Below are 23831 nucleotides of genomic sequence, written 5' to 3'. Positions count from 1 at the left end.
CGTTCAAGTCGGTGTACTTCTGCAATATCCCCCAATCGGTCCCCTCTCCCCCTGGGAGAGGGTTAGGGTGAGGGCTGTTGAGCGACCACAAAAGCCTCATCCACCCGCGCCAGATCCTGTTCGTTCAAGGTCCCGGCGTAGTAATGCAACTTGGTCCAGGCCATCAAATAGTCGTACCGCGCCTGCGCCAGATCGCGGCGGGTGGTAAACAGTTGCTGCTCGGCGTTCAAGGCGTCGAGGTTGGTCCGTTCGCCACCGAGAATGCTCTGCTTGGTCGACACCACCAGCGCTTCCGCCGAGCTCAATGCCTTCTGATAAGCGCGCAATTTGCTCACCCCGGACAAACAGGCACTGAACTGACGACGCAGTTCGATCAGCGTCTCACGCGTCTTGCCATCAAGCTCGTACTCGGCCTGCTCCATGGTGCGACTGGCCTGACGCGTCGACGCCGAGACCCCGCCACCGGCATACAACGGCACGCTGACCTCAAAACCGATGGTGTTGGTCTCATAGCGCTGGTTGTAGGTGTTGCCGCTTTCCGATTCGTTCTGGCGCATCGACGCGTAAGCACTGACTTTCGGCAGATGCCCGGCGCGATTGCGCTCCACCTCATAACGCGCGACTTCCACGGCCTGACGCTGCGAGGCCAGGTTCGGATTATTGCTCACCGCCATTTCGTGCCAGGTGTCGTAATTGGCCGGCATCAGCGCGAAGGTCTGGAAGTTTGGGCCCAGCGGCGCCAGATCGCCGATATCCACCGCAGGCGTACCCACCAGCGCGCCCAGTTCCCGCAGCGCGGCATCCTGTTCGTTACGCGCCTCGATCTCTTCGGCGGTCGCCAGTTCATAGCGCGACTCAGCCTCAAGAATATCGGTGCGGGTGCCCTCGCCTTGCTTGAACATGTGCTCGTTCTGCTGGAACTGCTGCTCGTAAGCCTTCTTCTTCGCCTGAGCGATGTCGATCTGGTCCTGCGCGAACAACGCCTTGGTGTAGTTATCCAGCACCCGAACCAGCAATTCCTGGCTCTTGCCGCGAAAATTCTCGTCGGCAAACAACGACTGCGCGACGCCTTTGCGATACGCGGCATAGGCCTCGTAGTCGAGCAACGGTTGTTGCAGCGTCAAGGCCGAGCCATAACTGCTGTAGTTGCGGTCATCGGTACGGTTACGCGCGCGCTCATCCAGAGAGGTGGCTTTCGACGAGTTGCGGCCCTTGTTGTAGGTGTAGCCGATGCGCGGCAGCAATCCGGCACGGCCAATCGCACGGTTTTCCAGGCCGGCGTCACGCTCCTTGATCGCCCCGAGGAACACCGGGTCATTGCGCAACGCCTGTTCGTAGATCTCGAACGGCCCCATGGCCGCTACTGCTGAGTGACTCGCGAGCAGCATCATTGCCGCGCCGAGCAGGGAACGCTTATTCATACAGCCGAACATCCTTATTCCTCGGTCAACGCGGAGCCGGCCCGGTCGAGCAGCGGTTTGAACAGATAGTTGAGGAGTGAACGTTCGCCGGTGCGCACGAACATTTCTGCCGGCATGCCGGGCTTGATCACCAGACCGTTGAGTTTTTCCATGGCCTGATCGCTGACGCTGCTGCGCAGGACGTAGTACGGCACGCCGGTTTTCTCATCGACCATCTGGTCGGCGGAAATCAGGCTGACTTCACCCGGAACGCGCGGGGTTTTGCTCTGGTTGAAGGCGGTAAACAGGATGTCCACCGGCAAATGCGCGCCGACCTTGTCGATCAGGTTGATCGGCAAGTGCCCTTCCACTTCCAGGGTGGTGCCTTGCGGAACGATCTCCAGCAACGTTTCGCCTTGGCGCACCACCGCGCCTTCGGTGTGCACGCCGAGGTTGACTGCCACACCGTCAGCGGTGGCGATGATTTCGCTGTGTTGCAAATCAAAACCGGCGGAAGTCAGTTGCTCCGACAGGGTCACGCTTTTCAGTTGCGCATCGGCCAGTTGCGTGCGGACTTCCTTCTGGTATTCCTCGGCGTGCTGTTGCAGTTTCAGGCGCGATTCAAGAATGCCCTGCTCGACCCGCCCGCTTTCACCGGTGTTTTCCGCCAGTTGCTGTTGCACTTGCGACAGTTGCCGCTGGTATTCCATCAAGCGGTTGCGCGGGATGTAGCCGTTGTCCGCTAGCGGTTGCAGGTTGCTGAGCTGTTGTTGCAGCGAGTCGGCCTGGGCGTTGAGGTCGGTACGGGCGCGGCGCATGCCGGCCAGTTGCGCGGTGGCGCCTTCGATGCTCGCGCGCAGCCCGGCCTGCTCGCGGTAGTACGCCTCGCGGCGGCTGCTGAACAGCTGGCGCTGGCCTTCCAGCACCAGTGCCAGACGCGGATCCGGATCATTGCTCAGCTCGGCCGGAAAGGTCACTTGCTTGAGGTTGTCACGTTCGGCCTGCCAGCGCGCGAGGCTGGCCCAGGCCATACGGTATTGCGCTTGCAGCGACTGCACATCAGCGGCAACTTGCGTCTGATCGAGACGGAACAGCGGTTGGCCCTGCTTCACGATTTCGCCTTCGCGCACCAGAATCCGGCTGACCACGCCGCTGCTCATCGACTGCACGGCTTTGCGTTTGCCCGACACGACGACAGTGCCTTGCACCGGGATGCCTTGATCCAGCGGCGCCAGAGCGGCCCAAGTGAAAAAACTGCCGGCGCCGACGATCGCCAGAATCCAGCCCATGCGCGCGAAAAACTTCGCATCGCGCTCCGGGCGTTCGGTGATGTAGGCGTGTTCCATGCTCGCTTCGTTTTCAGTGTTCATGCTTGCGCTGCTCATACACCCGAATTCCTTGTCGAGGGCTGATACTGTCGGCTCATGCTGAGCCCGCCCGGTGCCTGTGCAGCTTTTTCCCGTTGCTGTTCTTGCTGGCCGGAGAGTGCCTTGAGCACGTCCTGACTCGGACCGAAGGCTTGCAGACGCCCGTCATTCAGGACCAGCAATTTATCGGCTTGGGCCAACACCGAAGAACGGTGCGTCACCAATACCACCGTGGTGCCCTGGGCTTTAAGCGCAGCGATGGCGCTGGCCAATGCCGCTTCACCGACGGTGTCGAGGTTGGAATTGGGCTCATCCAGCACCACCAGGCTCGGCGTGCCATACATGGAGCGCGCCAGGGCCACGCGCTGCTTCTGGCCGCCGGACAAGCCACTGCCGTCCTCGCCCAGTTGCGTGTCGTAACCTTGCGGCAAACGCAGGATCATTTCGTGCACGCCGGCCTGTTGCGCAGCGGCAACGACCTTCTGCGGATCGGCCTCGCTGAAACGCGCGATGTTCTCGGCGATGCTGCCACTGAACAACTCGATGTCTTGCGGCAGGTAGCCGATGTACGGGCCAAGGTCATCGCGGTTCCAGCGATGAATGTCCGCGCCATCAAGGCGCACAGTGCCGCCGAGGGTTGGCCAGACACCCACCAGCACGCGGGCCAGGGTCGATTTGCCGGAGCCGGAAGCCCCGAGTACGCCGAGCACTTCGCCGGCATTCAGATTGAAATTGACCATCTGCAGGGTCGCCGCGCGTTGCCCTGGCGGGCCGGCGCTGACCTGTTCGAAGGTGATCTGGCCTTTCGGCGCCGGCAGCGCCATGGCGTCGTCACTCGGCGGGAAGGCTTGCAGCAGCGCATCGAGACGGCGGTAAGCCAGCTTCGCCCCGCTCCACTGCTTCCATACGGCAATCAACTGGTCGATCGGGCTGAGCACACGGCCCATAAGGATCGAACCGGCGATCATCATCCCGGCGGTCATGTCGCCCTTGATTACCAGCAATGCGCCCAGGCCCAGCACCAACGATTGCAGGCATAGGCGCAGGGTTTTGCTCAGTGAGCTGATCACTGCACCGGTGTCACTGGCCTGATTCTGCAGGCCGAGGAAACGCGAGTGCACCTGAAACCAGCGTTTACGCAGGGAACCGAGCATGCCCATCGCCTGAATGGTTTCGGCGTTGTGCAAATGGCTGGTGGCCAACTGGCTGGACTTCTGCGAATAACCGGCGGCTTCGCCCAGCGGCTTTTTGGTCATGTATTCGTTCAGGCACGCCAGCCCTATCAGCAACAGTGCGCCCGCAGTAGCGAGCACGCCGAGCCAGACGTTGAACAGGTAGATCACAAACAGATAGACCGGGAACCACGGCGCATCGAAAAACGCGAACAGCGCTGGCCCGGTGACAAATTGGCGAATGTGCGTCAAATCACCCAGCGACTGCCCGGCGTTGCCCTCGCCTTTGAACAGGTTGCGCTCGAACGCCGCCTGGTAAACACGCAGGTTGAAGCGGCGCTCCAACTGGCTGCCGATGCGGATCACGATAAAGCTGCGCACCACTTCGAGCAGGCCGATAAAGGCGAAGAAACCGACAACCATCAGCGACAGCATCGCCAGGGTCGTTTCGTTCTGCGACGACAGCACCCGGTCATAGACCTGGAGCATATAGATGGAGGGCACCAGCATCAGCACGTTAATCAGTGCGGTAAAGCAGCCGACGCTGATCAGAATGCTCTTATAGTCACCCAAAGCCTTGAATAACGGAGCGGTGGCTGGGGCCTTCGCCATCTTCATTGATTCTTCCTGAAATGTTCGGTCTCGCCACACTTGGGCGAGGCTTCAATTAATGTTCCGCTTACCTGCGAAAGATGACTTGCAAGTACCCGCTTACACTTTCATAACAACTTGCGTCATTAACAGCGGTGCAGTTGTCATTCGCCGTCTCTTATAACCAGCTTGTGGCGCTTTATATTAAAACTTTGTCGCGGATTCGATAATCAAGGCTGTTTCACTGTGTGCGTTAACGTGATCACCAGACCCGACTTCAAAGTGGTCGAGTAAAGCCCGTCACTTTGTCGGCTGAAGAACTGGATTCTTGAGCCTTCCTTGCCGGTAATCGAGAGACCGTCCGGATCGGGAAACCAGCCGATCGGGGTTTGCTCAAGCCATGCACCGAGACAGTCGGCCCCTTTGCCCAAGGTCTGATTGGATTCAAGGTCGATCAGACAAGTATTCGAAGGCTTGTCCTGCTGCTTTTGCGCTTCTCGATCATCATCCCGGGTAGACAATGTCGCTTGCCATTGCCCCGCAAACACCGATGGATCTTCGAGTCTGAGGCTGCTTGCCATGCTGGTTTCTCCTGAAATCATGAAGAGCGCCGCCGAGAGCCACGCCGCTACCGTGTAGGTAAAAGCTTTATAGATCATGGGAATATTCGCTCCGGCGTGTAGCCTTGCTTACCTGCCAATACGATGCAAGCAAAGAAAGCGGCGCATCACACGCCGCTTTCCACTGCTACATCACGCCACGATGTCGCTGGTCGCTGCCTGGCCAACGGTGCTGACCTGGAAATCAGCCACGCCGAACCCGGAGAAGTCCACCGACAGCAGGCTGTTGCCGCCCGACGACGTCAGGATGGCGTCACCGGCAGCACCGGTGAAGCTGCTGACGAAGTGCAGGCCTGCACCGTTGGTGATGCCGGTCAGGTCGATTTTGTCCAGACCGCTGACGAAATCGAGGATCTGATCGATCGCACCCGGCTTGGAATCGGAACTGGCTGCGAACACAAACGTGTCCGAACCCGCGCCGCCCCACAGTTTGTCAGCACCACCGCCACCCCAGAGGATGTCGTTGCCAGCACCACCCTTGAGCTCGTTGGCCACACTGTTGCCGATCAGCAGATCGTTGCCGGAACCGCCAATGGCGTTCTCGATAATCGCGCCCTTGGCGATGGACACGTTACCGACCATGCCGCCAACGTCAGAGAACGAGGCGTCTTTGAGGTTGATCTTCTGGTTCTGGGTGAAGCCCGAGAAGTCCAGAGTGTCCTTGCCACCCGCGTCCCACACCGAGAACACCACTTTGTCACTCGACGACGAAGCGCTGAGGAAATCGCGGCCGGTGTTGGAGTTGAAGCCGTAGGTGGTGTCACCGGTACGGGTGGTGGTGTTGGCACCGTAGAGCTTCTGGATGGCAGCGATATCGTCCATCAGCGGGCCGGACGAATACGCTTCGACACCGCCCTTGCTGAAGTTCTGATTGGTGTTGCTTTCGCTCCAGTAGCTCATGATGCTGTAGCCGCGGGTGTCTTGCCCGTAGGACGCGTCGTTGTAGGTCGGGTTGCCATTGCCGGCGTTGTAGTCACCAGGGTGAGCGAGACCCAGGCTGTGGCCGATTTCGTGCGTCAGGGTCTGACGGCCGTAGTTGTTCAGATCCGGGTTCTTGTTCTGCGTGTAGCCACTGTTGATCAGGTACCACGAGGTGCCGTCATAACCGGCGCCGGTGCCTGGCAGATACGCGAACGCTGCAGCGCCATCCTGGCCACCGCTGTAGTTGCCGAAGGTCATGTGGCCGTCACCGCCCGAGGCTTTCTCGGTGAAGGTCACGTTGGCCACGTCAGCCCAGGATTGCATGGCGAGCTTGGCCTGGGATTGTTGTTGTGCACTGAACTGACTGAACCCGCTGATCCCGTGCTTGTTCATCGTGCTGGACGATGCCGAAGTCAGGAACGTATAGGTGAGTTCGATCTTGCCGCTGCCGTCCTTGTCCTGGTAGGCAGCGCCGTCGCGCAGCAACTGGGTTGCGGCCTGGTCGACGGAGAAGGAGGGTTTGCCATTGACCGTGAGGTTGCCGCCACGATCGTATTGATGGCTGAAGCTATTGATCTGGTTGTACGCCGAGCTGAAGGCAGACAGCTGAAAAGCCTGTTCGGCGGCATCAATAGCATTCGCTTTAACTTTCGACATAAACACACTTCCTTGTTTAGCAATGGAACAGTTTTTGTCCGACAGGACGATCTCTGGCGAGGTCGTCCTATCACTCGCCCAATGAAGGCGTAAGAAACCTGACACAATTTGAAATCTGCCGTAAAGGATTTTTTTGAGATCAAATCGGGCTGTTTCGGGAAACTGCCGTAAACAAAGCGTGCGGGGATGAAAGAATGTTTTAGTTGCGCGGCTTTTGCCTAATTGTCTGACGATTTTCTATTTAAATATTAAATATGGGTAAGTTGTTTTTTGTTAGGCGCGTCTCACTTTGCTGCACTTTATTAGTGCGATGCCAGTGTATTGATATCAACCAGATAAATACGCAAAAAACCTGTGGGAGCGAGCCTGCTCGCGAAGGCGTCAGGTCAGACAACATTGATGCTGAATGACAGATCGATTTCGCGAGCAGGCTCGCTCCCACAGGGATTTGTGTATGCCTGAGTGATTAGCTACCGGTACGAATCTTGTTCCACACCCGCGTGCGGATCCGGTCAATGTTCAACGGCATCGCTTCCAGCGCAAACAGCTTGCCCATCATCTCCGGGCTCGGATACACCTTGGTGTCGTTCTTGATCGCCGGGTCGATCAGGCTGTCGGCCTGCTCATTGCCATTGGCGTAGTGCACGTAGTTGCTGATGCCAGCCATCACGTCCGGGCGCAGCAGGTAGTTCATGAATGCGTAACCCGCCTTCTCGTCCGGCGCATCGGCCGGCATGGCAACCATGTCGAACCAGATCGCCGCGCCTTCCTTGGGAATCGCGTAGCCGATGTCGACGCCGTTTTTCGCTTCCTTGGCGCGGTTTTCGGCTTGCAGGATGTCACCGGAAAAACCGACCGCTACACAAATGTCGCCATTGGCCAGGTCGCTGGTGTATTTCGAGGAGTGGAAGTAGCTGACGTACGGCCGCACTTTCATCAGCAGCGCTTCAGCCTTTTTGTAGTCCTCGGGATTTTTGCTGTGGTGCGGCAGGCCCAGGTAGTTGAGCGCCGCCGGGAGCAATTCCGGGCCGTTGTCGAGGATGGCTACGCCGCACTTCTGCAGCTTTTCCATGTATTCAGGCTTGAAGATCAGGTCCCAGGAATCCACGGGCGCATCGTCACCCAGCACGGCTTTGACCTTGGCGATGTTGTAGCCGATGCCGGTGCTGCCCCACAGATAGGGGAAGCCGTGTTCGTTGTTCGGGTCATTGGTCTGCAACGCTTTGAGCAGCACCGGATTGAGATTCTTCCAGTTGGGCAACTGGCTCTTGTCGAGTTTCTTCAGCGCCCCGCCCTGAATCTGCCGGGCCATGAAGTGGTTGGACGGAAACACCACGTCGTAACCGGATTTGCCGGTCATCAACTTGCCGTCGAGGGTTTCGTTGCTGTCGTAGACGTCATAGGTGACACCCACGCCCGTCTCTTTTTCGAAGTTCTTGGTGGTGTCCGGCGCGATGTAGTCGGACCAGTTGTAAACCTTGACCGTTTCCGCTGCCTGAGCAAGGGAAACGGCGAGCATCAGCGGTGCCAGAGCGAGGGTCTTGCGGATCATGGATCGATTCCTGTGTGGGTTTTCTTTTTTGTTGGCAGGCAATCAAAGGATCAAACAATCAGAAAATCAGCACGTAGCTCTTGCGCACGGTTTCCTGGATATCCCAGATACCGAGCGTATTGGCCGGCAACATCAGTGCGTCGCCACCTTGTATGTGCAGGGTCTCGCCGCCACCGTCAGGGGTGAACGTGCAGCGCCCGGAAATGAAATGGCAGAACTCTTGCGCGGTAATCTGCCGACGCCAGCGGCCCGGGGTGCATTCCCAGACGCCGGTTTCAACGCCGTCATCGCGCTCGACGCTGGTGGTCGAAGCAATGGCGACCGGTTCGCCGAGCGGCACGGCCACCGGATTGGACTCGTCGAGTTGCAATGTCGCGGTGTTTTTGAACTGGGTAATGCTCATGGTCTGACCTGTTTTTTGGGCTTTCTTGAAGTAAATCGACGTTTAGTGCATGAAACCTTCCATGAAACCCGCCACCTGACTGGCGAGCTTGCGCCGCCATGGCGCGGTCGCCGGGTTGGCCAGGGTCTGGTCTTCGTGGACGAAGCTTTTGATGATCGCGTTATAGCCGAGCCAGCGACACGGTTCCGGCTCCCACGCGCGCAGTGCATGAATGCCGCCGTCCGGCAGCACCCAGGGCTGATGAACCAGCTCGGTGTCACGCTCAAGAATCAGATCAGCCAGCGTGCGCCCGCCGAGATTGCTGGCGCCGACGCCCTCCCCGCCGTAACCGCCGGATAGCGCGATGCCGTTGGCGCGATCGCAAAGCATGTGCGGTTTGAAGTGCCGCGACATGCCGAGGTTGCCGCCCCAGGCGTGGGTGATCTGCACGTTTTTCAGTTGCGGGAACAGTTCGCCGAACAGATAGCGGCGCAGCTCGACTTCATCGCGGGTCAGATCGAAGTTATGGCGCAACTTGCCGGCGAACTGGTAACCGCCACGGGCGCCGAAGATCAGGCGATTGTCGGCGCTGCGCTGGCCGTAGGTGACCTGGCGGCTGAATTCGCTGAAGGCTTGGCCGCGATTGAGGCCGATTTCATCCCAAGTCGCGGCAGACAACGGTTCGGTAGCGACAATCAAGCTTTGCACCGGCAATTGATAGCGGCCCAGCGGCGGCAAGGTCACCGAATAACCCTCGACGGCCGGCACGATCCAGCGGCTGCGCACGCTGGCCTTGGCGGTGCGTAAACTGCCCGACTGCCAGTGGGTGACCGGGCTGTTTTCGTAGATCTTCACGCCCATGTTCTGCACGGTGCGCGCCAGACCGCGCACCAGTTTCGCCGGGTGGATGGTCGCCACATGCGGCGCGTAAATCCCGCCGTACGGTTTGGCCACGCGGATCTGCTGCGCCAGTTGTTCAGGGCTGAGCCAGCGGTAGTCGTCGTCGGTGAGGCCCTGGGCGTGCAGTTTGGCCAGATATTCACGCAGGCTGGCTTCCTGCTCCGGATAGCGCGCCGCGCAATACAGCACGCCGCCCTTGCGGTAATCGCAGTTGATACCTTCGCGTTCGAGGACGACTTCCACTTCATCGGGAATGCTGTGCAGCAGGTCGAAGGAAGCGCGACGCTGTTCCGGCGACAGTCCAGCCAGCAAGCGATCTTCGCCAAGCAGATTGCCCATCAGCCAGCCGCCATTACGCCCAGAGGCGCCAAAACCGGCGGTCTGCGCCTCGACAATCGCAATGTCGAGCCCCGGCGCGAGTTTCTTCAGGTAGTACGCGGTCCACAGCCCGGTGTAGCCGGCGCCGATGATCGCCACGTCGACGTCCAGATCTCGCTCAAGCTCGGGCCGCGCGGTCAGCGGCTCGTCGAGTTGATCCATCCACAAACTGATAGTGCGCCACGCCGGCATGCAAGACTCCGCCACTGAAAACCTTCGATGGCGTCGATCCTAGTGCGCGGGCTCAGGAGAAGTCTTGCGCGCGTGTCCGCAAAGAAATTTGTTTAACGTAAGCCTTCGGAGACTGGCCAGTGTGCTGGCGGAAACAGCTGTAAAACGCCGACAACGAATTGAAACCGGCAGCGAACGCCAATTCATCGATGCGCACCGGCGGCGTGGCGCTATCGAGCGAGCGCAGCAAATGTTGCAGGCGCGCCTGATTGACGTAGCGATAGAAGCTTTGCCCGAGCACCTGGTTGAGCAGATAGGAAATCTGATTGCGGCTGTAACCACACTCCTTCGCCACCCGCTGCAAGTCGAGTTCGGGATCGAGGTACGGCTGCTGCTTTTCAAAGTACTGTTGCAGGTCTTCAGCCATGAAACTCAATTGACGCGGCGACAGACCCAGGCGACTGACCGCCGGGCGCTGGCTTGAAGAGGTTGGGCCATGGGTTTGAGTGCGCACCAACGAAGCGTATTCGTTGACGCGCCAGATCAGCCCGTCCTTCACCGTGATCGCTTCGCTTGAGCGAAACGACACCAGCCCGTCGCCGCCGCGCAAGGTCACTTCGTATTGAATGAACGCGGTATTGCCGTCGACGCGAATGCGGTCGCAATGCTCGAGCAGTTCGTCGGATTCACGCGGCATGCTGACGCGCACGTATTCGCGCAACTCGGCGAGACCGAGCACGCGGTTCTGAAAGAAATCGTTGTACTGGATGTCCGGGTGATACAGCGCCATGACGCTGTCGAGGTCGCGGTGCTTCCAGCTCAGGTGATAGCGCATGACCGTGGCCGCCGTAGCTTTGGTCTGTTCTGGGCCGTCGTCGTCGGCGTGCATAAAGGGCTCGGCGAAAAAGAATCGAGCTTGCCCAAGTTCGGCACGCGCTTCAATGGTTAATCCGTAGTGGCCTTTTGGCGATGACTGCGTAGGCCGTGACTTACATCAAAAAATGCGAAGCAATCGCAAAAAGAACTGAAAAATCTCACAGGAATTTCACATCGGGATGCTACTTTTAATGTCAGTCACCGGTTGAGCCAATGAAGGCTCTTCCCTCCTAACATGAGCAAACGGAAGCGCTCGATGAAGAAGGCGGGCAACACATGAATAAAGGGTCAAGCAAAGTCACGTTCCCCAATGCATGCCAACTGATGCGCTGGCATTTTCATCCCATGGGTTTCGAGGCAACGATGGACGCGCCGGGCAGCATGATCGCCCGACTGTTTGATCGCGCCAGTGGCGAAACCATGATCGCCATCGCGGGTATCCCGTGTGCGACGGTGATGAATGCAGCGGATGTCGAACGAATTATCGAGGCTGTGGAGGACGAGCTGGAAGCTTTCGTACCTCCGGAGTCTCTCAGGAGTTACGCATAGCCATTTGATTTAAAACGAAAAAGCCCACAGCGATGTGGGCTTTTTTGTGCTTATGCGGTTTGTTTGGCGATGCGGTGATCAACGAAGAACGGCTTGCCTTTGGCCACCCGGTCAGACGCCCGGGGCATGTTCACCGCTTGCGCTTCCTGCGGTTCGACATACCAGTAGCAATGGCTGACCGCGCGGGTGATGCCGACATACGCCAGGCGCAGGATCTCGTCTTTTTGCGCCGTGTCATACGGCTCGCTGTCGCCGGACTTGCCCAGTCCTGCCATGCGATAGACCTGATTCTTATAGGGCGAACTGGTCAGGTGCTGACAGTCACCGAGCAGAAATACCGCGTCGGCCTGCAGGCCTTTGGCGCTGTGGTAGGTCAGTTGCTTCAGGCGTCGCGCTTCGTACGGCAAGCTCGAATCCACATTAACTACGGCTTGAATATGCTCTTCAATCAATGACTTATCGCTGCTTTTTCGATAAAGCATCAAGATTGAATGGCCCTGACGGTAATGTTCGGCGAGGCGCTGCCCCAATGCCTGATCATCGCGCTCGAGCACGTTGACCGGCTGCAGTGGCTTGACTGCGCCGCTGGCCTTGGCCTTCTTGCCGGGGATCGCCGGGGCGGCGCGAACGATGTGCTCGGCCGCATCGATAATGTGCTGGTGGCTGCGGTAGTTGTCGCTGAGCATCACCCGCGTCGTAGCGGGCGACGGGAATTCTTTGTCGAACGCCATAAAGTAGCTCGGCGAACTGCCGCGCCAGCCGTAAATCGACTGCCAGTCATCACCGACGCACAACAGCGACGAGCGCTGCGCTCCCCGTCCGACATGCATCGCCGGGCCTCGACTGCGGATTTCCGTGAGGCTGGCACGGATCCACGAGACGATCTGCGGCGAAACGTCCTGAAATTCATCGATCATCAGGTGCGACAACGGCCTGAGCAGCTCATCGCTCAACAGCTTGAGGTTCTCCGGCGAGTGCTCGCTGAACAACGCGAACATTCGGTTGTAGGTCATGACCGGCGGTTTCTGATCGAGCAGATGATCTTCAAAGGCGCGCCAGAACAGGCTCAACGCCTCAAAGAAAAACCGGTCCGGGTCATCCTTGGCAAAGCTCATGCGACCGACCGCGTCAGGCACGTCCAGGCCAAGGTTCTCGATGAAGCCTGCCGCCGCGACGAAACAGTCGAGCAACGGCGCGGAGGCCAACTCGCCTTTGACCTTGTAATCGAACCCGGGACCGGCACTGGCGTCGCCTGCCAACGTTGCGAGAACACGTTTTGACGCGTCATAAGTATCAAGCCAGATCAACGGCTTACGGCAGAAAGCTTGAAACAGGGTGCGCTTCACCGCCCACTCTGCGCGCACACTTAGCTTGGCGTTTGGCCGGCTCACCTGCGGGTTTTCCCGCGGGTCGAAACCGAGCACCACCCACGCATCCAGGCTTGGAATGTAGCCATGGCAATGGAATTTTGCGCCGTTGATATCGAAACTCTGCCGGTTCGGCTCGATGCCCTTGATCGGCCAGGCGCCGGCACGGAACCACAAGTCTTCGATGGCATCACACAGTTCTTCGTCGCGCTGGGAGGCCAACTGCGTTACCGCTACGCGTTTTTGCACGTCCGGGTGATCGCGCTCCAGCTCCTTGAGCTGTAGACCGGCGCGGGACAATGGCTGAATCAGCTGACGGAAACGTTCGTCTTCGTTGAACAGGCGGTGATAACAGGCGTTGAGTTGCTGGCGTTGCACATCGTTGATACGCAAGTCGAACGGATTGCTGTCGACCTCCTCGTCAGCACCTTGTGGCCGATTGCTCAGGTTCTCAAACGCCTGCAAGCGTTCAAAACCCGGCAGGCTGCGCACCATCGGCAGGATGCGCGAGTGGAAGGTGCGCACCAGTTCTCGCGCCTGGCGCAGATTCAGCGCCAGACCCCAGAGCGCGAACAGTTCGATCAGTTTATTGATGAAATCCTTGCGCGACTCGCGGGTGAAGGTCACCACGGTCATCGAATCCAGCTCAAAGCCCAGATAGTGGTTGAGCAACAGGATGCGCAGCACCAGCGTGGTTGATTTGCCCGCGCCTGCACCAGCGACCACTGAGGTTGACGGTGTTTCGCTGAAAATCATCTTCCATTGCGCGGTACTCGGCTGCGCGTGCCCGGGCAACAAACGGGCGACATCGGCCTTCATGCGCTTTTTCAGCTCGGCCGTCAGCGGCAGGCGCCAATCGTCGAACAAGTGGTTATCGACACTGGGCGGGCGATGCTCGGTGTTGCGACTGTCACGGATCAGCAGCACCTGACGGCCCTCTTCCAGCCCCTCAAGTTTGCCCTCGTTAAAGCCATATTCGACGCCAGCGGTGTGGCCGCTGCGGAAACCATCGGCCTGACCGTGCAGCCACGATGCACGGTGCTGCGCCCGCAAACGGGTCAAACCATGACCGAAGAAGCGTGCAGCCAAGCGTTTGAACCAAGGCATTTCGGCCAAGGGGCGAAGTTCGGGAGGAAGATCGGGGGTGTGTTGCGCCACGCTGACGGGCTCCAGTGTGTGAGGCTGTTGCGGCTATGGTGTCTGTATTTGCCGTTCAGTTCTAGCGAAATGCTTACAGGTCATTGGTTTAGGCGATGAACTGAAGGTGAGATGAAACACTTTCGAGGTGTTTTCTTATCGGTCATTTCGATCATAACGCCGCACTTTTTACGCTTTTTATCGATTGTTAGCTGATAGATGATGGCCGTCATAAACCACCGGTGTCGCGTCGGGTGTCATCCATTCACACCCTACGACGAGCCTTTGAGGAGACGATCATGCTTGAACTCAGACCTTTCAGCTCGCTGGGCGGCGCCCACCACGGCTGGCTGGATGCCCATCACCACTTTTCGTTCGCCGAGTACTACGATCCGCAGCGCATGAACTGGGGCAACCTGCGGGTGTGGAACGATGACGTGATTGCAGCAGGCACTGGCTTCCCGCAGCACCCGCATCGCGATATGGAGATCATCACCTATGTCCGTGAAGGTGCGATTACTCACCAGGACAACCTGGGCAACAAGGGCCGCACCGAGGCTGGCGACGTCCAGGTGATGAGCGCCGGCACCGGCATCGCACACAGCGAATACAACCTGGAAGCAAAAGACACCAAGATCTTCCAGATCTGGATTCTGCCGACGGAAACCGGCGCACCGCCATCGTGGGGTGCCAAACCATTCCCGAAAGGCCAGCGCGAAGGCTTTGTCACCTTGGCCAGCGGCAAGGATGGTGATGACCAGAGCCTGCGGATTCGCGCTGATGCGCGATTGGTCGCGGCCAATCTCAAGGCGGGTGAAACGGCGGAATATCGTCTGGATGAAGGCCGTCGCGCGTATCTGGTACCGGCCACCGGCGTGATTGAAGTCAATGGTTTGCGTGCACAAGCTCGAGACGGTGTGGCGGTGGCACAGGAACGCGTACTGACCGTCACGGCCATTGAGGACAGCGAGATTGTGCTGGTGGATCTGGCTTGATTGCTTGAATGGCGGGCAAAAAAAGGGGCAACCATCATGGTTGCCCCTTTTTTCATGCGCTTGCGAACATCACTTACTGGAGATGGCGCCATCCACCAAGGTCTGCGCTTCAACCACCAATTGCTTGAGGTGGTCGTCACTGATGAAGCTTTCGGCGTAGATCTTGTAGATGTCCTCAGTGCCCGACGGACGCGCGGCGAACCAACCGTTTTCAGTCATCACTTTCAGACCACCAATTGCCTGATCGTTACCCGGGGCATGGCTGAGAATGCTCTGGATTTGCTCGCCGGCCAGTTCGGTCGAGGTGACCTGGTCAGGTGACAGCTTGCTTAGCAGTGCTTTCTGCTCCGGATTGGCCTTGGCATCGACGCGCACCGAGAACGGCTCGCCCAGCTCATCGGTCAACGCTTTGTAAGCCTGGCTCGGATCGCGACCGGTGCGAGCGGTCATTTCCGCGGCGAGCAATGCCGGGATCAGACCATCCTTGTCGGTGCTCCACACGCCACCGTCCTTGCGCAGGAACGATGCGCCGGCGCTCTCTTCACCACCGAAACCCAGCGAGCCATCGAACAGACCGTCAGCGAACCATTTGAAACCGACCGGAACTTCGTAGAGACGACGACCCAGACGTTTGGCCACGCGATCGATCAGACCGCTGCTGACCACGGTTTTACCCACGCCGGCATCCGCGCGCCACTGTGGGCGATTCTGGAACAGGTAATCGATCGACACCGCCAGATAGTTGTTCGGCGCGAGCAAACCTCCGGACGGCGTCACGATACCGTGGCGGTCGTGATCCGGGTCGCAGGCAAACGCGACGTCGAAGCGCTCTTTCAGGCCGATCAGGCCCTGCATCGCGTGGCTGGACGACGGATCCATACGAATCTGGCCATCCCAGTCGACAGTCATGAAACGGAACGTCGCGTCGACTTCCTTGTTGACCACTTGCAGATCGAGGCGGTAATGCTCGGCAATCGCCGACCAGTAGCGCACCCCTGCTCCACCCAGCGGATCAACGCCCAGACGCAGTTTGGCGTCACGAATGGCATCGAAGTCGATCACGTTGATCAGGTCGGCAACGTAGGTGTTCACATAGTCGTGACGATGCGTGGTGCTGGCCTTGAGTGCCTGCTCGTAGCTGATGCGTTTCACACCGGCCAGTTTGTTGGCCAACAGTTCATTGGCCTTGGCTTCGATCCACTTGGTGATGTGGGTGTCGGCCGGCCCGCCGTTGGTTGGGTTGTACTTGTAACCACCGCTTTGTGGCGGGTTGTGCGACGGCGTGATGACGATGCCGTCCGCCAGGCCCGAGGTACGGCCACGGTTGTAGCAGAGAATGGCGTGGGAAATGGCCGGTGTCGGCGTGTATTCATCACCTTCGGCGATCATCACGGTGACACCGTTGGCGGCCAGCACTTCCAGGGCGCTGGCACCGGCCGGAGTAGACAGTGCGTGCGTGTCGATGCCGACAAACAGCGGCCCGGTAATCCCCTGGGCTTCGCGGTACAGGCAGATCGCCTGGCTGATGGCCAGAACGTGCCACTCGTTGAAACTCAAGTCGAACGAGCTGCCCCGGTGTCCGGATGTACCGAACGCCACACGCTGAGTGGAAATCGAGGCGTCGGGCTGTCCGGTGTAATAAGCCGTTACCAGTCGCGGGATATCGACCAACAATTCTGCCGGTGCCGGTTTGCCCGCAAAAGGACTGAGTGTCATGCAAAACCTCTGAAATAGAGTGGTTCAGGAATGGAGCGCAGTTTACTGGCAGTTTGACCGCAGTGCGATGGGATCTATCCGGAACTCTCCCGATGTTTTTTAACGTTAGTCAGCGGGAGCCAGCCGCAAGGCGTCACCGATCAGCCCGACCACACTGGCCAGGTCATGGTCGGCATGAGTTAGCGGGCTCAAACGCAAATGGTGTGCATGCAGACCTTGCAGGCTAAACAGCTCGCCCGGCGCAATAACGATCTGCTGCCTGAGCAGGCGCTGAAACACATAGCCCATGTTCACCGGTCGCAGCGAGCGCACCCAGACGGTTGCGCCGCCCTGCGGTTCGACAATCTGCAACGCATCACCGAGGCGCTCGCGCAACAGGTCGATCAACTGCGTGCGCCGCTCCTTGAGCATTCGCCGCAATATGGCCAGATGTTGATCCAGCCGACCACCGCCAAGCAGCCTGGCGATGGCCTTCTGGCGGATGGGCGACAAGCGAAACGCGCGCAACAGGAAATGCCTTTGCAATTCATTGCGCCAATGACGCGACAGCAAAAAGCCGAAAGGCGCTTCGGCACCGATGAATCTCTCGAACGTGGAGAACACCAGCAAACGATCAGGGTCCAGGCAGTCGCGCAATCGCTGGGCGACACTGCCCTCATGAAGTTCGCTGTAACAATCGTTTTCCAGCACCCACGTGCCGTGATGCCCGAGCAGATGCGCGATTGCCTGCTGGTTGCTCAGTGGGCGCAAAGTGCCTCGAGGCATGCTCAACGCCGCCGACAAAAGAATCAAACGCACCGGCTCACTTTGGAGCAACGACTCCAGTCGCTGCGAATCGATCACGCCACCGGCGAGCAGCGGCAGCTCGATAACCCGCACTTCAGCGGCCTCCAGCAGGCGCAAGATCACCCAGTCACAAGGCGATTCAACGATCACCGTGGCCCGACGCAACTCAAGCACCGAAATCAGTATTTCCAGGACACCGCGCAGGTCGGCGCCGATGTAGACGTCATCCGCGCGCCAGTAATTGGCGGTAGACGAGGTGTAGCGCGCGGCCAGCACCGTGCGCAGTTCCAGCTCTCCGCAAGGTTGCACCAACGCTTGCGGTTGACGAGGATACTGGCGCAGCAGTTCACGCTCCAGCATCAGCAATGGACTGTCCAGTGGTTGCAGCGAGGCCGGTTCATCACCGCTCAACACGCACATGCCGGGTCGCCTCGCGTTGACGTAAACGGTTTCCAGCAAATCACTGCCGCTGTCGGGCGAATCCATCACGTGCAGCGCCTGCGCGTAGTAACCGGACTTGGCAATCGAATAGACCCGTCCTTCCTTCTCCAGCAGCGAATAAGCGTACTGGACGGTCGAGATCGACACATTGAGCCGATCAGCCAATTGTCGCAGCGACGGCAAGCGCACCGGTGGGCTACTCCCCGCCTCGTCTATCAGTAACTTCAGATAGCGATAAACCGCCTGGTAAACGAAGTCATTTTCTCTCGATGTTTTCACGAGCCCGCGCCCATGGGCACAGGCTCACCTCCGGACAGGCAGCGCACAATCAACCTTCCGCCGATCGATCGGCGGGAGGCTCAGCCAGCGTGTCGTCCTCATTTTCGTTCTGCGCTGCACCTTCGCTGGATTCAGGCATGCGCACAGGCCCCATTGCATACAGACGCACAACCATCCTGACGGGCAGCCCGCTGACATCCGTCAACCACTTCAGTACCTGCTCCGGAGCATGCAGCCCTTGCATTGCCCGATGCAGATCCGGCAACGCCACCAGCATCCCGGGATGACAATTACGCAGGAACCGCTCAAGCCCGGCACCCGCGTTGATAAAAGGCGCAAACAAAAGGCATGTCAGTTGGATTTCATTCAGCTCGAAATTGGCCTGCAAAGCGTTTGCCGCCTGCAAACGCAGATGCTCAGGCGCCTGCAGATCGCCGAAGCTCGCCAGCAATTGTTCGCAAACAGGCTCAGGAACCTGCTTTTGCCGCATTGTTATCAGCAGACTGGTCAGGTAATCACTGACGCCGGCCTCATAGGTCCGCCCCTCGATGAATTGCGCCTGCAAACCTCGCAAATGCGCGGCCACCACTGGCTCCACGTGTTCATCATCTCCTTGATAGAGCGTCACGTCGTCAGCCTGAAAGCCCAGAAAATCACTCAACAAAGGCCAGCGTTCTTCGAGTTTGCCGACAATCATGTCGTTGATATTGATAAAACTGGTGCGCCGACAGGCCTCGAAATGGCCTTCCGGGCGCCAGGTTACCCGCTCCTCGTCAGAGTAAAACTCGCGGTAATAATCGCCGCCCAGCCCGTCGAGCAGCGGGAACAGCATTTCAAAACCGGCGGTGCTCATCTGCGGCGCGGCAATCGCGGCTTTGTGCGTGGCGCGCTCCAGGCCGTCGAGGAAGTGCCGCTGACGACGTGCGGACTCACTGCCGATCATCGCGTCAACGCCATTGTTCCAGCGCGCAACCTGACCGTAGAACTCGGCGGTGGCCAGATAAGCGTCATCCCACAATTCAAGCGGTTCATTCCAGGCTCGACGATGCCCGATCAACAGCAGGTTGATACGATTGGTCTCGCGACCTGCTTCGCCAATGGGAGCCTGATGATCAAACGGCATAACCTCGCGGTGATCCACCATCACCAGCTCTACCCGAGGGTCGTCATACAGAAACAGTGCACTGTAGCTGCGGTGCATGTTTTGCAGGGACGTCTCACTGTTGCCGTTCCAGCGCAAGGTCGCCACCCGTAGCTGAAAGGTCGCAGGCGAACGGCCAGCAATGCTCAACTGCGCGGCCCGCAGCAATGCCAGGGTGTAACAACTGTCGCGCGACCCGGACTGGTTCACCAGCACCTTGAAATGACCGATGTTCTCCATGCCGCCCGCCGCCACTGCCAGTCGCTGGATCAGCAACTGCAGCGCCGTGCGCTCCGCGCGGGAAAAGAAACTCAGCAAACGTTGCAACACTTGCTGGTAGACATAGTTCATTGCCTGATCATGGATCGTGCTCATCGGTATTTACCCAGTATCGAAAGTTTCCTGCCGCACGCACTGAAACATCAGTCAGGCGACAATTCATCAATAAGTAATAGACGTTCGAATGCTAACACTTACAAGTTTGAAGTTATTTGAAACACTTGAGCTGACAAAACCCCTTCAGCCGCTGAATGGCAGCCTCAACCCCCTGTAATTGCTGGGATAATTTTTTCTGGACGCAGTCCTAGGAAACTTCCCACAAGGTCCCACGACAAGTGAGTACAAGAAAAAGAGAAGCGGTTTCCGAATAGGCCTACAACAATTAAACAGAAATAGGCGCGACCAACAGATTTAGCCGTCTTATATCGCACAGGACAAATTGAATGCACAGACATGGCTCATTCCTTGAGATGAAAGTAATCATTCAATTATCAGGGCTTACATTGTGATTAGAAGATACAGATCGCGAGCAAAAACCAGTTCAGTTGCTGAACGGTCATGGGGGCATGATCGCAGTGTGCTGTTTTTTCAGGAGGGAAGCTAAACGCAGAAGAGTCCGTGGGGCCACGGACTCTGATAACAGGGCTTACGCCGGTTCGACTTGCAACGCTACCCGCTCGCGGCACGGGCATTCGTCCATGTAGCGATGCGCTTCGACGAACTCGTTGAACGGGAATACACGCGTCTTGAGCGGCAGCAACACACGGTCAGCGGTCAACTGGTTGATGTCACGCAAGGCGCGTTGCAACGCGACGTGGTCCTGAGTGATGCCCAGTTCCGGCTTGCCGGTAAAGTTGCCGATGCAGTGCACGAAGAACTGGATGTTCTTCTGGAACGCTGCGCAGGCCGGGAACGGCGTCTGGTTGCCCCCCTGCAAGCCGTACAGCACCAGGCTGCCACGCGGCGCCAGTACATCGCCAAGCAGCGACATCTGTGGACCGCCGAGGCCGTCGAACACCACGTCGACACCGCGGTTGTCAGTGATCTTGTTGATTCGCATCAACAGATCTTCTTCTTCGGTGACGATGACCTTTTCAGCGCCAAGGGACAGCAGGTACTCGCGTTCCTCTGCTTCTTTGGTCGCAGCGATCACGCGTACGCCCATCGCCTTGCCCAACTGGACAAACGAAGGACCGGCGCAATGGCTGGCGTCCGTGACCAGAGCAAACTGCCCCGGTTTGACCCGCGCCAGATCGGCGTAGGCAAAGTAGGCGATCAGCAATGGCGTGTAATGCACGCTGGCTTCGATCGGGGTGAGCACATCCGGATAACGGGTCAGCGCGGTACGCGGCAGTACGATCGACTCGCCGTAGACCGGGTAGTCGTTCGCACTCTCGGCCGGAAAGCTGGCGACCTTGTCACCCACTGCCAGATCATCGACACCGTCGCCGACAGCGGTGATCACACCGGCCATCTCGTGACCAAGACCCGCAGGCAGTCGCGCCTGAGACGAGGCCAGATTCTGACGCCAGAGGGTGTCATACCAGCTGATGCCGATCGCCTCGACGCGCACCTGCACTTCGCCAGGACCTGGCTGAGCGGCCGCATGCTCTTCGCATTTGAGCACCTCGGCCGGACCAAACTTGTGAAAACGGATCGTGCGGGACATCGCAAACCTCGTCAAAGTAACCTCTAATGCCATGAACTCTATCTGGGCTTTTGACCCAAGACTATCAGTGGCTATTAATAGTCGACATGCCTGTCATTGATTCCGCAGCAGGGGCGGCATTGGCAAAATCCATGAAAAACTGCTGCCACCGTCTCAGTAAAGCTGAATTTTCCGGTGCAGAGTACCAGCCTTTCCCCGTAAGATTCATGCCGGCCATTGTTCTCATATGGCCGCTCTCGTCAAGCTTGATGACTCTGCCAGGACTCCAGATGAATCGTAATGACCTGCGTCGTGTCGACCTGAACCTGTTGATCGTATTCGAAACATTGATGCACGAACGCAGTGTGACCCGGGCGGCAGAAAAGCTGTTCCTCGGTCAGCCGGCGATCAGTGCGGCGCTCTCGCGCCTGCGCAGCCTGTTCGATGACCCGCTATTCGTGCGCACCGGGCGCAGCATGGAACCGTCCGCCCGCGCGGTGGAAATCTTCGCCCTGCTCTCGCCGGCCCTCGATTCGATTTCGACCGCCGTCAGCCGTGCAGCCGAATTCGACCCGGCCACCAGCACTTCGGTATTTCGGATCGGTTTGTCCGACGACGTCGAATTCGCCCTGCTGCCGATGCTGCTCAAACGCCTGCGCGCCGAATCGCCAGGAATCGTGCTGGTGATTCGTCGCGTCAATTACATATTGATGCCAGGCCTGCTGGCCTCCGGCGAGATCTCCATTGGCGTCAGCTACACTACCGACCTGCCGGCCAACGCCAAACGCAAGGTCCTGCGTCGCAGCGCACCAAAATTGCTGCGCGCCGATACCGTGCCGGGGCCGCTGAGCCTGGACGATTACTGCGCACGTCCGCATGCGCTGGTGTCGTTTGCCGGTGACCTCAGTGGCTTTATTGATGAAGAGCTGGAGAAACTGGGGCGCAAACGTCATGTGGTGCTGGCCGTGCCGCAGTTCAACGGTTTGAGTACGTTGCTCGCGGGCACTGACATCGTGGCGACCGTGCCGGATTACACGGCGGAGGCGTTGACGGCGGCTGGCGGCGTTCGCGCGGAAGATCCACCGTTGCCGACGCGCACGTTTGAGCTGCACATGGCTTGGCGGGGGTCGCAGGATAATGACCCGGGTGAGCGGTGGTTGCGGTCGCGGATTCAGATGTTTTTTGGCGACCCTGAGAGTCTTTAGGTTTCGTCGGGCAGGCAGTTCGGCTAATCATTTCTGCCTTTCCACAAACCATGGAGCTCCATTCACTTCCAGTGGATTGCTACATTGGGGGCACATCTGAGGGCATGCTTTGGATGGTTTGAAAAGGATGCCCCCAGCCTAAGGCCAAGTGGGCTATTGATGAGGATAGCTCCGACCGGACACTCTGCGATTCGATAGACCGGCCTGAAGCTTTCAGCGGAACGGTGAACACTGGAATCGATGAACGAACAACACCACCTCCGTACAGACCCGTATTCCACCCAAGGAATTAATCGTTAAAAATCAATTAGTTAATTAGCATTGTCGCGTTAGCTCTGTCCGAACAACTCAAAATCGGAGGGGCTGACACTTCCCATGCAAACCGGGAATCGAACTTCAACGGCAACGATGTGTTGAAAAAGTAGCTCCTCTATCTTGCCTGCGGCAAAATATCTGCATTGGCCCGCAGGGAAGCACGCAGCATGATGGGGCAGTTATCGAGTGGGCAGGATCGGCTGTGTTACTCGTTCAACCTCCAAGATCACATTCCCGCCAATCACCTTCTGCGCAGCATTGATCGGCGTCTCGATCTGAGCGACCTGCGCCATTACCTCGCCGATTTCTTTAGCCCGATCGGCGTCCGTCGATTGATCCTGAACTGATGATCCGCATGCTGATCGTGGGCTATTGCTACGGCATTCGCTCAGAGCGGCGGTTGTGCGCAGAGGCCCATTTGAACCTGGCGTATCGCTGGTTCTGCCGGTTAAGCCTTGAAGATGAAGTCCCCAGCCACTCGACCTTCTCCAAAAATAGACATGGCCGTTTTCGGGACAGCGATCTCTTTCGCTGGCTGTTCAATGAAGTGCTGCGTCGTTGCATAGACGCTGGCTTGGTCGAGCGATCAGGCATTTTTCGACGTGTTCGACAAACTACGCGAGATGCGGTTGATACCCTAGGTCGTGCCAGAACCGATGGGCCATCCCCTTGCGGGTAGATTCAGGAAGAGATCGGGCAGGCGAGAGATCAGCTACTACCTACGCACCAGATCATCAAGGAAGATACCGATGCCGGATAGCTCTCAAGTGAATGTAGCCACAGCAGACGCCCTCACGCTGCTGCTACACAACCAGCACGCAATACGCGCAGCCAATGAAGAGGTGACAAAGTGGCTGCTTGATAACGGAACGGAGAATGTAGCCGCTAACGCAATCGGGGCGATGGAGACGCTGGACAAGAATGCTCAAGGCATCACAGATGCCATCATGCGCCTGCGTCATTCTTAGGCATATCCCATACTCTTG

General features: G+C 58.4%; 18 protein-coding genes and 1 pseudogene. 5 read left to right on the top strand and 14 right to left on the bottom strand.

All coding sequences use genetic code 11. The features are described 5' to 3' along the window. Positions 1–62 precede the first annotated feature (62 nt). The 9 genes from PspS49_RS14370 to PspS49_RS14330 all read right to left on the bottom strand — a co-directional run bounded on the left by PspS49_RS14370 (position 63) and on the right by PspS49_RS14330 (position 11000). Positions 63–1433, bottom strand: a complete 1371-nt coding sequence (locus tag PspS49_RS14370; RefSeq protein ID WP_150751492.1) for a TolC family outer membrane protein — start codon at positions 1431–1433, stop codon at positions 63–65. A gap of 2 nt (positions 1434–1435) precedes the next feature. After that, positions 1436–2785 (bottom strand): HlyD family type I secretion periplasmic adaptor subunit, encoded by a 1350-nt coding sequence (locus PspS49_RS14365; protein ID WP_034154169.1) that lies wholly within the window; start codon positions 2783–2785, stop codon positions 1436–1438. After that, the gene (locus PspS49_RS14360; protein WP_160039861.1) at positions 2782–4557 is read right to left on the bottom strand and encodes a type I secretion system permease/ATPase; all 1776 of its coding nucleotides are present in this window, start codon (positions 4555–4557) and stop codon (positions 2782–2784) included. The genes PspS49_RS14365 and PspS49_RS14360 overlap by 4 nt, the downstream gene beginning before the upstream one ends. A gap of 203 nt (positions 4558–4760) precedes the next feature. Then, on the bottom strand, positions 4761–5189 hold the full coding sequence (locus tag PspS49_RS14355) for an AprI/Inh family metalloprotease inhibitor (protein ID WP_160039859.1): 429 nt from the start codon (positions 5187–5189) through the stop codon (positions 4761–4763). A gap of 93 nt (positions 5190–5282) precedes the next feature. Next, entirely contained in the window at positions 5283–6728 is a 1446-nt protein-coding gene (locus PspS49_RS14350; RefSeq protein WP_150751493.1) for a serralysin family metalloprotease, read from the bottom strand. A gap of 466 nt (positions 6729–7194) precedes the next feature. Next, complete coding sequence (locus PspS49_RS14345; protein WP_127927373.1) at positions 7195–8280, bottom strand: polyamine ABC transporter substrate-binding protein; 1086 nt, start codon at positions 8278–8280, stop codon at positions 7195–7197. 58 nt (positions 8281–8338) lie between these two features. Then, the gene (locus PspS49_RS14340) at positions 8339–8683 is read right to left on the bottom strand and encodes a cupin domain-containing protein (protein ID WP_093431317.1); all 345 of its coding nucleotides are present in this window, start codon (positions 8681–8683) and stop codon (positions 8339–8341) included. 42 nt (positions 8684–8725) lie between these two features. Beyond that, a complete protein-coding gene (locus PspS49_RS14335) occupies positions 8726–10132 on the bottom strand; it encodes an FAD-dependent oxidoreductase (RefSeq protein WP_160039856.1) in 1407 nt (468 codons plus the stop codon). A 52-nt stretch (positions 10133–10184) separates the two neighbouring features. Beyond that, entirely contained in the window at positions 10185–11000 is an 816-nt protein-coding gene (locus PspS49_RS14330) for a nuclear transport factor 2 family protein (RefSeq protein ID WP_127927369.1), read from the bottom strand. Positions 11001–11263: 263 nt separating this feature from the next. On the opposite strand from PspS49_RS14330, the gene PspS49_RS14325 reads away from it, so the two are divergent. Continuing rightward, positions 11264–11536 carry a DUF1652 domain-containing protein gene (locus PspS49_RS14325; RefSeq protein ID WP_038367758.1) on the top strand — a complete coding sequence of 91 codons (273 nt, stop codon included), beginning with the start codon at positions 11264–11266 and terminating at the stop codon, positions 11534–11536. Positions 11537–11586: 50 nt separating this feature from the next. Here PspS49_RS14325 and PspS49_RS14320 read toward each other — a convergent pair whose 3' ends face one another. Further along, positions 11587–14061, bottom strand: a complete 2475-nt coding sequence (locus PspS49_RS14320) for a UvrD-helicase domain-containing protein (protein ID WP_160039854.1) — start codon at positions 14059–14061, stop codon at positions 11587–11589. Positions 14062–14339: 278 nt separating this feature from the next. On the opposite strand from PspS49_RS14320, the gene PspS49_RS14315 reads away from it, so the two are divergent. Next, entirely contained in the window at positions 14340–15035 is a 696-nt protein-coding gene (locus PspS49_RS14315) for a pirin family protein (RefSeq protein ID WP_127927365.1), read from the top strand. Positions 15036–15104: 69 nt separating this feature from the next. On the opposite strand, the gene pgm is transcribed toward PspS49_RS14315, so the two are convergent. The 4 genes from pgm to PspS49_RS14295 form a co-directional block, all read right to left on the bottom strand. Beyond that, entirely contained in the window at positions 15105–16751 is a 1647-nt protein-coding gene (gene pgm / locus PspS49_RS14310; RefSeq protein ID WP_127927363.1) for a phosphoglucomutase (alpha-D-glucose-1,6-bisphosphate-dependent), read from the bottom strand. 105 nt (positions 16752–16856) lie between these two features. Beyond that, positions 16857–18257, bottom strand: a complete 1401-nt coding sequence (locus PspS49_RS14305) for a PLP-dependent aminotransferase family protein (RefSeq protein WP_160039852.1) — start codon at positions 18255–18257, stop codon at positions 16857–16859. 49 nt (positions 18258–18306) lie between these two features. Next, positions 18307–19773: a hypothetical protein gene (locus PspS49_RS14300; RefSeq protein WP_160039850.1), complete on the bottom strand. Its 1467-nt coding sequence runs from the start codon at positions 19771–19773 to the stop codon at positions 18307–18309. A 550-nt stretch (positions 19774–20323) separates the two neighbouring features. Then, positions 20324–21346: a zinc-dependent alcohol dehydrogenase family protein gene (locus PspS49_RS14295; protein ID WP_127927357.1), complete on the bottom strand. Its 1023-nt coding sequence runs from the start codon at positions 21344–21346 to the stop codon at positions 20324–20326. Positions 21347–21615: 269 nt separating this feature from the next. On the opposite strand from PspS49_RS14295, the gene PspS49_RS14290 reads away from it, so the two are divergent. From PspS49_RS14290 to PspS49_RS14280, 3 genes and pseudogenes are all read left to right on the top strand, one after another. Beyond that, a complete protein-coding gene (locus PspS49_RS14290) occupies positions 21616–22530 on the top strand; it encodes a LysR family transcriptional regulator (protein WP_016983049.1) in 915 nt (304 codons plus the stop codon). Between the two features lie 482 nt (positions 22531–23012). Beyond that, positions 23013–23428, top strand: a pseudogene (locus PspS49_RS14285) (transposase); the annotation flags it as partial. A 166-nt stretch (positions 23429–23594) separates the two neighbouring features. Further along, positions 23595–23813 carry a hypothetical protein gene (locus tag PspS49_RS14280; RefSeq protein WP_160039848.1) on the top strand — a complete coding sequence of 73 codons (219 nt, stop codon included), beginning with the start codon at positions 23595–23597 and terminating at the stop codon, positions 23811–23813. Positions 23814–23831 lie beyond the last annotated feature (18 nt).

The organism is Pseudomonas sp. S49, assembly GCF_009866785.1.
In the GTDB taxonomy this organism is placed as follows: Bacteria; Pseudomonadota; Gammaproteobacteria; order Pseudomonadales; family Pseudomonadaceae; genus Aquipseudomonas.
This window is presented reverse-complemented; position numbering and strand designations above follow the sequence as displayed.